This window comes from Peptoniphilus grossensis (assembly GCF_001940285.1).
Classification (GTDB): Bacteria; Bacillota; Clostridia; order Tissierellales; family Peptoniphilaceae; genus Peptoniphilus_A; species Peptoniphilus_A faecalis.
The window spans coordinates 87,570-101,337 of the sequence record NZ_MJIH01000001.1; the positions used below are offsets into that span (position 1 = coordinate 87,570).

Below are 13,768 nucleotides of genomic sequence, written 5' to 3' on the forward strand. Positions count from 1 at the left end.
ATGAGAGAAGTAAATTTGTTAAAGGGAAATATTTTTTCTGCACTATTAAAAATGGCTTTACCATTAATGGGTACTGCCTTTGTGCAAATGGCATATTCCTTAGTTGATTTAATGTGGCTTGGAAGACTTTCCACAGGAGCAGTTGCTGCTGTGGGAACTTGTTCCTTTTTAGTTTGGATTGCACAATCCATTACTCTTATTGCTAAAACGGGGATTTCTGTTGGACTTTCTCAGTCTTATGGCAAGGGAGATAGCGAAGGTTGCAAGAGTGTTTGGGTTTCTGGGTTTGTCTTAAATCTTATTTTTTGCCTAAGTCTTACAATTTTTTATATCGCTATGAGGAATAAAATTATTGGATTTTATAATCTCGACAGAGATGTACACGCCATGGCAGTAGATTATCTTGTAATAATAAGTGGTGGACTAATTTTTACTTTTTTGAATCCAGTTTTATCAGCTGCATTTTTTGCAAAGGGAAATTCAATAACTCCCTTTAAAATTTCAATAATTTCGCTAATTATAAATTTAATACTTGATCCCTTTTTAATTTTTGGAATTTCTATTTTCCCTAAACTTGGTATTAAAGGCGCAGCAGCGGCAACTGTTTTTGCACAAATGATTTCCACACTTTTATACTTACACATTGGATTAAAGTCACGAGAAATATTTGTGCGAACTAATTACTTTAAAATGCCCGAGAAAAATTACTTTAAATCAATTTTAAATTTAGGATTTCCTGCCTCACTTCAATCCATGATTCACGCAATGGTAGGCATGGTTTTAAATAAATATATTTCGAGTTTTGGATCATTATACATTGCAGTTTATTCCATTGGGTCACAAATTGAATCGATTTCTTGGATGACTGCTGATGGATTTTCTGTAGCATTTTCAGCTTTTTTTGGTCAAAATTTTGGTGCAAAAAATTATGACAGACTTCACGACGGAAGAAGAGAAGCAATGAAGATAGTAAATATGATTGGGATTTTTACTTCATTTTTGTTATTTTTCTTTGCTAGAAATTTATTTACACTTTTTATACCAAGGGACCCAATGGCGATTGTCAAGGGAATTGATTATCTAAAAATTATGGCTCTGTCACAGTATTTTATGGCATTGGAAATAGGAACTACGGGGATGTTAAATGGTTTGGGGCTTACAAAATACCCTGCAATCAATGCAATGATATTAAATATTAGCAGAATACCTTTGGCACTAATTTTGATGCCAATTCTTGCAATTAATGGTATTTGGGTAGCTATGAGTTTATCATCTATTTTAAAGGGAATATTTTTAACTTTAATTTATTTCTATTTGCGTAAAAAGACAGATGGCTTTAGAATTAATTTGAAGACATATATTTGAAAGGAGACACAATGTTAAAACAATTTGAAAAACCTGCAATTGGAGAAAAAATTGCGGTACTAAAGACAAGTAAGGGAGATATAAAAGTTAGATTATTTGAAGAAGCAGCACCTCTTGCTGTTGAAAATTTTATTTCATTAATAGAAGACAAGTATTATGATGGAATAATTTTCCACAGAGTTATCGAAAACTTTATGATTCAAGGTGGAGATCCAAGTGGAACTGGTAGAGGTGGTGAAAGCAAATGGAAAAAACCTTTTAAAGATGAATTTGATGTAAACTTTAGAAACTTTAGAGGAGCACTTTCCATGGCAAATGCTGGTCCAAATACTAATGGTTCACAATTTTTTATAGTGCAAGGAGATAAACTTTCCGATGACATTTTAAGTCAAATGAAGGATGCCGGAGCTGAAAAGGGATATCCTGAAGAAATTATTGAAGCTTACGAAAAAGTTGGTGGAGCTTTTTGGCTTGATGGCAAGCACACTGTTTTCGGACAAGTTTTTGAAGGAATGGATGTAGTTGACGATATTGCAAAATCAAAAGTTGGCTTTATGGATAAGCCTGTTTTTGATATTGTAATTGAAGAAGCAATAGTTACAGATTACCAAGGATAAATTATGCATCAATACAGAGGAAGAATGATTTTACACACTGGTTCAATGTTTTCTGGGAAGACTAGCTCGCTTGAAAAGGACTTGAAGAGATTTTCAATTGCAAATTATAAAGTCATTGCCTTCAAACCAATGCTTGACAAAAGGTATTCAAGAGAAGAAATTGTTACTCATGATAAAATTTCTCTAAAAGCGATTGAAATTGAGTCTATAAAAGAAATTTTAGATTATGCAGAGAAAAATTCACCACAAGTAATTGGAATAGATGAAGTTCAGTTTTTAAAAGATGATCCAAAAGTTGTATTAGAAAATTTAGAAAAAATGTTAGAGATGGGAATTACAATTGTAATGGCAGGTCTCGATATGGATTACATGGCTGAGCCCTTTGAAATTGTAAAAGAAATCATGCCAAAGACAGATTATTTAAACAAACATCATGCGGTTTGTAAAAGATGTGGGACAGACGCTTGGGTCTCTCATAGAAAGATAAAAAGTAACAATAGAGTTGAGCTTGGAGCAGTAGAAGAATACGAACCCCTTTGCAGAAGATGTTACAAAGAAGCAATTGCTGAAGACAAATTAAAAGAAAATCAAGAAAAGTTTTTATAAAGCATTGACAACCTCTAATCATTTGATTAAAATTTAAGTAAATGATTAGAGGTGTTTTTTTGACTCCAAGAGAAAAAGAAATTATAAATCTTTTGAAAAAAAATCCTGGAATTTCACAACAAGAAATTGCCGACGAATTAAATATTACAAGGTCAGGTGTATCCACTCATATAAATAATTTGATGAGTTCTGGATATATTTTAGGTAGAGGATATATTCTTAGAGAAGATACCTATGTTGCGGTTCTAGGTGGGTGCAATATGGATATTATTGGTTATTCCTTTGACAATTTAAAGGTGAGAGATTCAAATCCGGGAAAGATTAAATATTCTAGTGGCGGCGTTGGGAGAAATATTTGTGAAAATTTAGCAAGGCTTGGCATAAATACAACTTTTCTTTCGGTTTTAGGAAAAGATGATGCAGCCAAAAATATTTTAGATGAGCTAAATCACATAAATGTCGACAGTTCCAAAATTCTAATATCTGAGGGAATTACTCCTCATTATCTGGCGATTTTAGATGAAGAGAAGGATATGTATGTAGCAATTGCCGACATGGATCTTTTAAAAAATATAGATAAAGATTATATTGATAAGAATAAAAAAATTATTGAAAATGCTGAATTTACAATAATTGATACAAATTTAGAAGAGGAAACTTTAGATTATATTCTAAAAAATATAAAGGGTAAATTTTTAATCGACGGAGTTTCCACAAAAAAGGTAATAAAAATTAAGAATTTATTGAATAAAATTGATTTCTTAAAAGTAAATAATTACGAGGCAAAGACTCTTTCTGGTTTAGATACAGACAATATTAATAGCCTTGGAGAAGATTTAATAGATAAAGGTTTAAAAAGTCTTGTAATAACAGCTGGTAGTAGGGGAGCTTTTTATTTTGAAAAAGATTTTAAAAGGGTTAGAAAACCTGATCCAGTAAAAGTTGTAAATGCAAGTGGAGCAGGTGATGCTTTTATGGCAGGATATGCCTATGGACTATACAATGATTTTGATATAGATAAGAGAATGAAAGCGGCAGAAGCTGCTGCGAGGATTGCTTTAAAAAGTGCTAATTCATGTTCAAAGGACATGAATGAAAATAATTTAAAAGGAGAAATTTATGATTAATAATGAAATGCTAAAAAAATATGTTGAGTATAATGATGAAGTGAAAGATGCTATGGAAAAGGGAAAACCAATAGTTGCACTTGAATCTACAATAATCTCTCATGGGATGCCCTATCCTCAAAATATTGAGACAGCAAAGGCTTGTGAGAAAATCATAAGAGAGGGGGGAGCTATTCCTGCAACAACTGCAATTATAGGTGGAAAAATTAAAATTGGTTTAAATGATGAAGAATTAGAATTTATGGCAAGATCAAAGGACATTATAAAAACATCAAGAAGAGACTTTGCCTATATTGTTTCTCGTGGATTAAATGGTGCTACAACAGTAGCATCAACAATTATTGCATCAAGACTTGCTGGAATTAAAATTTTTGTAACTGGAGGACTTGGTGGCGTTCACAGACATGCTGAAACTACTTTTGACATCTCAAGGGATCTTGATGAACTTGCATCAAATGATATTATGATAGTTTGTGCAGGATGCAAATCAATTCTAGATATTGGACTTACTCTTGAATACCTTGAAACTAAGGGAGTACCAGTATTTGGTTATCAAACAGACTATATGCCAGCTTTTTTTACAAGAAAGAGTGAATTTAAAGTTGATTATAATATCAAAAATCCTAAAGAAGCAGCGGATGCAGCTAATACTCAATGGAATTTAGGATTACAAGGCGGAATTCTTCTTACAAATCCAATTCCTGAAGAGGATTCAATGGATGAAGATAAAATTAATTCTGCAATAGAAAAAGCTCTTTTAGAAGCTGAAGAAAAGGGAATTCACGGAAAAGAAACAACGCCATTCTTACTTTCAAAAGTTCTTGAAGTAACAGAAGGAAAATCACTTGAAGCAAATATTGCCCTTGTAAAAAATAATGCAAGATTAGGTGCTGAAGTTGCAAAATATCTTTACTAATTCAAAGAAAGTTTCTGAATCAAAGGTTGTTTTCACTTACGGAGTAATGCCAACAGATTTAAACACTGGAGGCACAATGTATGGGGCAAGAATTTTTGAAATTGCTGATCACAGTTCTGGAACTTGTGCTATAAGGCATACTAGGGGAAGAGTCGCTACAATTTCTTGTGACAACTTAACATTTTTAAAGCCAATTAATCTAGGAGATTTTTTAACTGCGACTACATTTATATCTGGAGTGGGAAATTCATCTGTTGAAGTTTTTACAAAGTTTACAAAGGAAAAATCAATGACAGGCGAGACAGAACTTGCAGCTTTCTGTTTTTTGACCTTTAAATGTAAAGGGACAGATTCAGGAAAAATTCCTGCTATAATTGGAGAAACTCTCGAAGAGAAAAATATCATTGAAGGATATGAAAATCGAAGAGAAATAAATAAGATAAGACAGAGAAATAATGCTCAGATAAAGGAGTTTCTAAAATAGATTAATCATAAAATTGCACCACTTTGGTGCTTTTTTTTACTTAATTTAAAATATTTTAAAATTAAATAATTTTATATATCAAAGTAAAAAATTTAATTTCTTATGTTATAATTTTAATTATGATAATAGGAATATGTACTTGCGAAATATTTATTTACAATGCAAACTCTTTGAAATCAAAGAGATCCGTTGTAAAAAGTATTGTCGAGAAATCAAAAAATAGATTTAATGTATCAATTGCTGAAGTTGGCGAGAATGACAAGTGGCAAAAAAGTGTAATAGGATTTGCTACAGTATCCAAGGACAAAAAAATTGTGGATGAAACTATGGAAAACGTAATACAATTTTTTAATAGCTACAGTGAAATTGAAATTATGAATATAGAAAAAGAAATTTTGTAAGAGGAGGAATATGAAGGATATTTTAACTCATGAAGAGGCGGAAAAATGCCTAGATATATTAGAAGAAACTTACCCAGATGCACATTGCGAACTTGAACATAATAGTCCCTATGAACTTTTAGTTGCAACAATTTTATCGGCACAATGCACAGATATTAGAGTCAATAAAGTTACTAGAGAGATGTTTAAAAAATATAATACTCCAAAAGATTTTGCTTATATGGACATAAAAAAACTTGAAAGCCTAATAAAGGAATGTGGAATTTATAGAAATAAGGCAAAAAATATTAAGGCAAGCTCAAGTGTCATTTTGGAAGAATATAATGGTGAAGTTCCAAATACAATTGAAGAACTTATGAAGCTACCAGGAGTTGGCAAAAAAACAGCTAATGTTGTTGCATCGACTGCTTTTGGTGTGCCTGCAATTGCAGTTGATACTCATGTTTTCAGAGTTAGCAATAGAATTGGTTTTGTTCACGAAAAAAATGTAGAAGCCACTGAAAGGGCGCTTCAAAATAAAATTGATAAAAATAGATGGACTAAGGCTCATCATTTGTTTATATTTCATGGAAGAAGATGTTGCACCGCAAGAAATCCAAAGTGTGAAATTTGCACCATAAATAAAATTTGTAGATATTATGAGGGTGATAGTTGATGGAAAATTTAGGAACAAAAATTCTAAATATTAATAAAAAGATATTAATTACAATTGCAATTATTTTGATGATTATTTTTATGTCTGTTATTTATTTCACTCAAGAATATGTAAATCCAAATATACACAGAGGTATAAAAATCGAAGGTGTAGATGTCTCAAATTTATCAAAAGAGGAAGCATTAAAAGAAGTTAAGACAGTTACAGATGAAATAATTAAAAATAAAGTGGTTAATTTTTATTATGATGATATTAATTTATCTGTTCCATTAAGGGATTTTGGTTATGAATTAAATTTGCATGATGCCGTAAATTCAGCCTTTAATTATGGACGAAGTGAAAATTTATTTTATAATTATTTTGATATAGTTAAGATTTCAATATTTAAAAAGAATTTTATTGCAAAATCATATATAAATGATGCAAAACGAGAAAAAATAATTCTTGACATGGGAAATAAAGTTTTTAAAAAACCTGTCGATGCCCATCCTATTATTAATACCGATAGACGTGTAAAAATTGCAGAATCTGAAATTGGAAGATACATGGATATTGACGAAGCAAAAAAACTTATTAATTTAGATATTTTAAATGAAGAAAAAATAGAACTTCCAGTTTACAAAACTGAGCCAAAAATTTATTCAAATTATTACGAAGGGATAGACAAAGAACTTGGCAACTTTGAAACAGACTATTCATCTTCAGCGAAAAATAGAAAGGAAAACATTAAAATTGCTGCATCAAAATTCAATAACATGAAATTAAATCCAGGAGATGAAGTTTCTTTTAACGATGTCATTGGAGAAATTTCCTCAGAAACAGGATTTAAGAATGCAACTGTAATTGTTGGTGGAGAATATGAAGATGGAATTGGTGGAGGAATTTGCCAAGTATCTACAACTCTATATAATTCATTAATATTATCAGATCTTGAAATTACAGAAAGACATAATCATTCAAGACCTATCCACTATGTTGATCTTGGCACAGATGCTGCAGTTGCAAGAGGTTATAAGGATTTAAAATTTAAAAATAATACTAATAATCCAATTTTAATTTTGTCAGAAGCTAATGGCGAAAAATTAAATTTTAAAATTTTAGGAAATGCCGCAGATAGGGATTATGAAATAAAAATAATTCCTAAACTTTTAGAAACAGTGAGTCCAGGCGTTGACACAATTTATTCAGATGAATTACCAGAAGGGGAATCAACGGTAAAAGATAGTGGAGCTAGAGGTTATTCTTACAAAACTTATAAAGAAATAATAAAAAATGGCGAAGTTATTGAAAATAAAGAAATTTCAAAATCCTACTATTTACCAAAGGATAAAATTGTAGTTGTGGGAACAGGAACATCAAATAGCAATGATGATAAGGATAAGGATAAAGATTGATAAGAGCATAAGCTCTTATTTTTTTATCTGTATTTCCTCATATTGTTTATCCTTTCGTTTTTTTAGTGTAAAATATTTGTAGCGATTTATAATTGGTTTTGATTTTTACTTGCCTTTGCAAACACTATTTTATCATATACTGTGCATTATTTTTTCTTGCATTATATTATAAATTCAAGACATATAAAAATACTTGTAGTTGTGATAAAATAGCATTATGAAAATATTTAAGAGATTTAAAAAGAAAAAGTCAATTTATAAAATTCTTTGGGAAAATAATTTTGATTTACAAAAATTAGAAGAGATAGATGATCTTAATTTATCTGATGGAAGCTATGAACTTTCTATTTTGAAAGGCGAAAAAGAAATAAATCACATTAATACAAGAGAGATAAACAAAGCTGTTGACGATTATTATCTAAGGGAAAGTAAAGCCATAGATGAATTTGAAGAATTTTTTGGTGGACATAGAGCTTTAGAATCTGAGAGAAATTTTTTGACTTTTTTGCTTCAAAAAATTGAATTTGATGAATCAAAATTAGTTGGACTTTCCATTTTGCTTATGAGAGATTCGAAAGTAGAAGAATGTGTAAAATTTGGAATGCTTCTTACAAAGTACTATAATCTCGTTGAAGTAAAAAGGGCATACGAAATATTTTTAAATTTATTAAAACATCCTTCATTTATTTACTATGGCATAGATGTTTTAAAAAATATAGATTATGGAATAATCGACGATTTGTACGATGAAACCACAGAAATTGGAAAAGAAATAATAGAGGAGAAGGCATGGAATTAGGAAAAGTGCAAAAATTAAAAGTTGAGTCAAAAAAAGATAGAAAAATAATTTTAACAGACAATGAAAATAATAGAGTAAATCTTGCAATTGGCGAAGGGGAAAATTTAAAAGTTGGAGATGAAGTTGAAGCCTTTGTATACAATATTCACGATGAATTTGAAGCAACTTTAAAAAAACCTTTTGCACAAGTTGGCGATTTAAAAAAATTAAAAGTAGTTGACAAAGCAAAAATTGGATATTTTGTAGATAATGGAATTGGAAAGGACATCTTCCTTCCATTTAAAGAAAGTTACGGAAGATTAACAGTTGGAGGAGAATATCTTTTATATTTGTACCATGATAAGAGCAATAGACTTGCACTTACAATGAATATTAAGGACAAACTCAAGGTTAATGAAAATTACAAAGTAAATGACATAGTCAAGGGTACGATTTATAGCATTGGAAGACCTGGAGCTTTCGTTGCAATTGAAAACAAATACGATGGAATGATTCCTGCTGAAGAAATCAAGGGGATTTATAGAATTGGAGACGAAGTAGAAGCTAGAGTTCAAAGAATTTTGCAGAGCGGATTTATAACTTTGACCTTAAGAGAAAAAGCCTACAAACAAATTGATGCCGATGCCGATTTAATTTTAGAACTTTTAGAAGAAAATGATGGAGTTCTTGAACTTGGCGATAAATCTAATCCAGAAATTATAAAAGATTTAACAGGACTTAGCAAAAAAGCCTACAAGAGAGCAGTGGGACATCTTTATAAAAATCGACTTATAAATATTTATGATACAAAAATAGAGTTGAAACATGGAAGAAAATAAATTTATAAGAGAAATAATTGACTTTGACTTTAAAGGACTTGGAATTACAAAAATCGATGGAATTCCAGTATTTTTAGATGGCGGAGTAATTGGAGATGAGGTTGAATTTCTCGTAACTAAAAAAAAGAAAAATTTCTGTAAAGGAAAAATTCAAAAAATAATAAAAAAATCTAAGGACAGAGTAAACGGCCCCTGCCCTTATTTTAAAGATTGCGGAGGTTGCGACTTTCTAAATTATTCTAACGAAAAAGAATTAAAGTGGAAAGAAAACGGTATAAACAAAAATTTAAACAAAATTGCAGGACTAGATATAAAAGTTCAAGAAGTAATTGATTCGCCTGAAAAAACTCATTACAGAAATAATATGCAGTTTCAAGTGCGAGATAGCATCATAGGTCTTTATGCAAAAAATTCAAAGGAAATAGTTCCTATAAAAAATTGTATAATGCAAAAAGATATTGCCAATAAAGTATTAAAGATAATGTGGCGATACAAACAATTAAGGGAATTAAAGAGAATTGGGATAAGGACAAACTATAGAGGAGAAGTTCTTTTAATACTCGTAACAAAGGCTGCCAAAGTTGAAATAAAGGATATACTTCCAGAATTAATTGATGTGGGAGTAAAATCAATTTATCTAAATTACAACACAGGTGATAAAATTCATTACTCAAGAGAATTTAAAAAAATTTATGGCGAAGACTTTATCGAAGAAAAATTATTAGACATAGATTATAGAATTTCTCCAGAATCCTTTTTTCAAATAAATAGATTGGCAACAGAAAAATTATATGAAAAAGCCATAGAATACTTAGATCCAAAAGCAGAAGATAAAATTTACGATTTATATTGCGGAGTAGGTTCAATATCAATATCAATATCAATTGCAAAAAAAGCTACAAATGTAATAGGAATAGAAATTGTAGAAAGTGCCATAGAAGATGCAAGAATTAATGCAGAAAATAATAACATTGAAGCTAGATTTATCAAAGGAGCAGCTGAAGAAACAATAGAAAAAATTTATAAAGAAGAAAAAATTTCACCAAATAAAATAATAGTGGATCCACCGCGAAGGGGACTAGATGACAAATTAGTGAATTTTTTAAAAGAAAACCCAGTTGAAAGACTAGTGTATATCTCATGCAACCCAGCAACACAAGCAAGAGACTTGAAAACTTTAAAAAAAGTATATAAAGTTGAAAAAATAGCGCTAGTAAATTTATTCCCTAACACAGCTCATGTAGAGACGATAGTATTGATGTCAAGAAAATAGAGTACATTTAGATTTTCACAAAGTAATATTACGATATTTTTTGCACTGATAATATAGAACATAAAAGAAAAACTTTTTGTATAATTAAAAAGAAAAGTGGTGAAAATATGGATATTATGAAAACTTTTAATTTGGCAATTGATTATATTGAGGATAAATTAACAGAAGAAATAGATGAGAGAGAAATAATGAAAATAACAGGTTATTCCTATCCTATGTTTTCAAGAATATTTTCAGTCATTTCAGGCTATTCACTATCTGAATATATTAGACTTAGAAAGATGACAAAGGCAGCAAATGAATTAAAGAACTCAGACGAAAGAGTTATAGATATTGCCTTTAAATATGGATATAATTCTCAAGATTCATTTACATTAGCATTTAAAAATTTTCATATGGTGACTCCAGGACAAGTAAAAAGAGGCGCAAAATATCAATATTTCCCAAGGATCTACTTTTCAATTTCAGTACAAGGAGGGAATCAAATGGATATTAAGATCGAAAAAAAGAAAGCATTTAAAGTAGCGGGTGTCAAGTCAGATGTAACCAAAGGCTCAAACTTCTCAAAAGTATGGGATGAGTTAATTGAAAAAGTTCCAAGAGAAAAATTTGATGAATTTGGTAGTGGCCAAATTTATGGTGTAGGCTATGATTATTTAATGGACGAGGAAGATTCATTCATCTATCTAGCAGGATTTGATGTAAAAGACGAAAGAAAAGCAAAAGATTTAGGTTTAGAGATACTAAACATTCCAGAAAAAGAATATGCTATTTTGAGTTTAAAAGGTTCTATGCCAGAATGTATACATGAGGGGTGGAAATATATAATTTCTTATTTCTTTCCAAAAGAAGGGTATAGGCATGATGAGAGTCCCGATTTTGAAGTTTATGGAAATGGAAATCCTACTTCAGAGGATTATGAAATGGAATTATGGGTTCCAATTGTAAGAGAATCAGATTATAAAATAACTTCATAATTATATATATATATATATATATATATATATATTATAGTGTCGGTGACCCCTTTTTTGGATTTCTGTTGTCGAACTTATATAGTGTAAGGGCTTTTGGAATTTCACATCAAATTCAAAAAGTCCTTTTTTAGTTGGTTGAAATAAAGCCAATAAATTAATAGCTGAACTTGATATTAAGTCGGGGATAGGACTGATTGAAAAGAAAAGACAAGGACTGGGAAAGCCTAACAGAATTTATGTTAAAGACTTTATGAGCATATTTAATAATATGGAATTAAAAAATCAAGAAGTTCGAAAAACAAAATTCCAGAAGTTCGATAATCGAAATTCAAGAGATTCGAATATCGAAAGTCAAGATTTTCGAAAATCGGAAGGTAACTATAACAATATTAGTAATAATGAGTTAAGAAAGAATGATTTTAGTAAAGGGCAAAAACCTTATGGAATATATAAAAATATATTTTTGACTGATGAAGAATACAAAGACTTAACAAATGAGTTAGGAAGTAGAATTAGTGAGTACATTGATAGATTGTCGTCATATATGAAATCAAATAACAGAGATTATCAGGATCACAAGGCAACGATAATCAATTGGTATCTTAATGATCAGGCAAAAAATATTAATGACAATTCAACAAGAAAAATGAATTACGATATAGGAGAGAGTTTATGACAAGCTTAAAAGATTTTGTATTAAGAGAAAATGATGTTGAAAGAAATTGTCATATCTATTGTAAGGTATGTGATAAAAGAGTCGATGGAGAATTACTTGACCTTGGATTTACAAAGTTTATTCCAAGAATTAAATGTGAATGTGAAATAAAAAGAGATAAGGAAAATGAAGAAAGAGAAAGACTAATGAAAATATCATCGATAAAAAGAGAGTGCTTCTCATCTCCAATCCAACACCAGTATACTTTTGAGAAATTCTTAAATGAAAAAGGTCAAGCTTATAAGGTTGCTTACAACTATGCCAAAAGCTTTGAACAAATGAAAAAAGACAATGTAGGACTTTTATTTTACGGAGATGTTGGTAGTGGAAAGACTTATCTTGCTTGTTCAATTGCAAATGAATTAATCGAAAGAAAACAAGTTAAAGTTAAGATTATGAATTTATCTCAGGTTATAAACCAAATACAAAATCAGCATTTAAGCTAGATTCAAATGAAATTATAGATAACCTATCTAATATTCCATTGTTAATATTAGATTATCTTGGAATTGAAAGGGATACATCTTATGCAAGAGAGCAAGTATATAACATTATAAACTCAAGATACTTAAAGGGTAGGCCGACAATTTTTACTACAAACTTATCATTGGAAATTATTCAAAATCCTAATATTGACCTTGAGTATCAGAGGATATATTCAAGAATACTTGAAATGACAATACCAGTTAAAGTTACGGGAGAAGATTTTAGAAGAAAAATCCATCAAGAGAAGTTAAGAAAATACAAAGAGTTACTTTTATATGGAGGTGGAATAGATGATTAATGAAGAAGTATCTAGGTCGGGTCTTAATCTTGAAGTAAGACTTGCAAAAGCAACAAGTAAAGCAATTCTTGATGCCTTAAAGAAAGTTCACAAGCAAATAGAAGAACAAGGAGGTTTGAAAAATGTAATAAAAAATAATGGAGAAGAAGTAAAACTAAAAGATATGGTTAAAAAGGGACAGTTAGAAGAAATTAATCTAAAAGATCCTGAGTTAAAAGAACTAAAGAAAATTTTAAACAAACACGGAGTGAGGTTTTCTGTTATGAAAGATAAGGAAACTGGTAACCACTCTGTGTTTTTTCAATCTAAGGATATAAAGGTAATGGAACATGCCTTTAAAAAGCAGTTAAGGCTTCTGAAAGAAAGTATAGTTACTTTAAGAGATAAGAATTACAAGAACACAAGAGCTATTAAAGATACTGAAAAGAAAATAGATGACAGAGTACAACTTATCGACCACGCCGAAAAATATTCGAAGCACAAAAATACCTACAAATCCTATATAAAATTAAAGAAAAGCAAACAGGAAGATTTTTATAACGAGCATACCGCAGAAATTATTTTGTTTGAAAGTGCAAAGAAATATCTGAAAGAGCATTTAGTAGAAAGTAAGACCTTAGCTATATCCAAATGTAAATCAGAAGCAATAGTCTTGAAGAAAGAAAAAGATAGCCTATATTCTCAAATCTTAGATATGCGAAAAGAGGTTGAACAAGCTGAAAAAGTTAAGATTTGTATAGAACAGTTATAGGAACATTCAAAGGAACAGACGCAGAGCAAGAATAAAGATTTTCAACTTTAGAAAAAAGGAAAGTATACTTGACATTTTTGAAAATA

The 13,768-nt window shown here is 30.1% G+C and carries 14 protein-coding genes and 2 pseudogenes; all 16 read left to right on the forward strand.

All coding sequences use genetic code 11. The annotated features are described in order from the left end of the window. The 16 genes and pseudogenes from BIV18_RS00400 to BIV18_RS00475 all read left to right on the forward strand — a co-directional run bounded on the left by BIV18_RS00400 (position 1) and on the right by BIV18_RS00475 (position 13,682). Positions 1–1,365, forward strand: a complete 1,365-nt coding sequence (locus tag BIV18_RS00400) for an MATE family efflux transporter (protein ID WP_075658649.1) — start codon at positions 1–3, stop codon at positions 1,363–1,365. 11 nt (positions 1,366–1,376) lie between these two features. Next, complete coding sequence (locus BIV18_RS00405; RefSeq protein WP_075658651.1) at positions 1,377–1,982, forward strand: peptidylprolyl isomerase; 606 nt, start codon at positions 1,377–1,379, stop codon at positions 1,980–1,982. A 3-nt stretch (positions 1,983–1,985) separates the two neighbouring features. After that, positions 1,986–2,588, forward strand: coding sequence for a thymidine kinase (locus BIV18_RS00410; RefSeq protein ID WP_075658653.1), 603 nt, complete (start codon positions 1,986–1,988; stop codon positions 2,586–2,588). Between the two features lie 59 nt (positions 2,589–2,647). Continuing rightward, positions 2,648–3,715 (forward strand): carbohydrate kinase, encoded by a 1,068-nt coding sequence (locus BIV18_RS00415; protein WP_075658655.1) that lies wholly within the window; start codon positions 2,648–2,650, stop codon positions 3,713–3,715. Further along, positions 3,708–4,631: a pseudouridine-5'-phosphate glycosidase gene (locus tag BIV18_RS00420; RefSeq protein WP_075658657.1), complete on the forward strand. Its 924-nt coding sequence runs from the start codon at positions 3,708–3,710 to the stop codon at positions 4,629–4,631. Before BIV18_RS00415 ends, BIV18_RS00420 begins: the two co-directional genes overlap by 8 nt. Then, positions 4,603–5,115: an acyl-CoA thioesterase gene (locus BIV18_RS00425; RefSeq protein WP_235860745.1), complete on the forward strand. Its 513-nt coding sequence runs from the start codon at positions 4,603–4,605 to the stop codon at positions 5,113–5,115. The genes BIV18_RS00420 and BIV18_RS00425 overlap by 29 nt, the downstream gene beginning before the upstream one ends. A gap of 119 nt (positions 5,116–5,234) precedes the next feature. Beyond that, positions 5,235–5,516 carry a DUF503 domain-containing protein gene (locus BIV18_RS00430; RefSeq protein ID WP_075658659.1) on the forward strand — a complete coding sequence of 94 codons (282 nt, stop codon included), beginning with the start codon at positions 5,235–5,237 and terminating at the stop codon, positions 5,514–5,516. Between the two features lie 10 nt (positions 5,517–5,526). Beyond that, positions 5,527–6,171, forward strand: a complete 645-nt coding sequence (gene nth, locus BIV18_RS00435; RefSeq protein WP_075658661.1) for an endonuclease III — start codon at positions 5,527–5,529, stop codon at positions 6,169–6,171. Continuing rightward, positions 6,171–7,565, forward strand: a complete 1,395-nt coding sequence (locus BIV18_RS00440; RefSeq protein WP_075658663.1) for a VanW family protein — start codon at positions 6,171–6,173, stop codon at positions 7,563–7,565. Before nth ends, BIV18_RS00440 begins: the two co-directional genes overlap by 1 nt. A 217-nt stretch (positions 7,566–7,782) precedes the next feature. Next, positions 7,783–8,364: a hypothetical protein gene (locus BIV18_RS00445; protein WP_075658665.1), complete on the forward strand. Its 582-nt coding sequence runs from the start codon at positions 7,783–7,785 to the stop codon at positions 8,362–8,364. Then, the gene (locus tag BIV18_RS00450) at positions 8,355–9,182 is read left to right on the forward strand and encodes a CvfB family protein (RefSeq protein ID WP_075658667.1); all 828 of its coding nucleotides are present in this window, start codon (positions 8,355–8,357) and stop codon (positions 9,180–9,182) included. Before BIV18_RS00445 ends, BIV18_RS00450 begins: the two co-directional genes overlap by 10 nt. Beyond that, the gene (gene rlmD / locus BIV18_RS00455) at positions 9,169–10,455 is read left to right on the forward strand and encodes a 23S rRNA (uracil(1939)-C(5))-methyltransferase RlmD (RefSeq protein ID WP_075658669.1); all 1,287 of its coding nucleotides are present in this window, start codon (positions 9,169–9,171) and stop codon (positions 10,453–10,455) included. The genes BIV18_RS00450 and rlmD overlap by 14 nt, the downstream gene beginning before the upstream one ends. Positions 10,456–10,571: 116 nt before the next feature. Then, positions 10,572–11,432, forward strand: coding sequence for an AraC family transcriptional regulator (locus tag BIV18_RS00460; RefSeq protein ID WP_235860746.1), 861 nt, complete (start codon positions 10,572–10,574; stop codon positions 11,430–11,432). Positions 11,433–11,574: 142 nt separating this feature from the next. After that, positions 11,575–12,108 (forward strand): annotated as a pseudogene (locus tag BIV18_RS00465) (replication initiator protein A); the annotation flags it as partial. Continuing rightward, positions 12,105–12,931, forward strand: a pseudogene (locus tag BIV18_RS00470) (ATP-binding protein). The pseudogenes BIV18_RS00465 and BIV18_RS00470, both read left to right, overlap by 4 nt. After that, positions 12,924–13,682 carry a PcfB family protein gene (locus BIV18_RS00475; RefSeq protein ID WP_075658674.1) on the forward strand — a complete coding sequence of 253 codons (759 nt, stop codon included), beginning with the start codon at positions 12,924–12,926 and terminating at the stop codon, positions 13,680–13,682. Before BIV18_RS00470 ends, BIV18_RS00475 begins: the two are co-directional and overlap by 8 nt. The last annotated feature ends 86 nt before the right edge of the window (positions 13,683–13,768 follow it).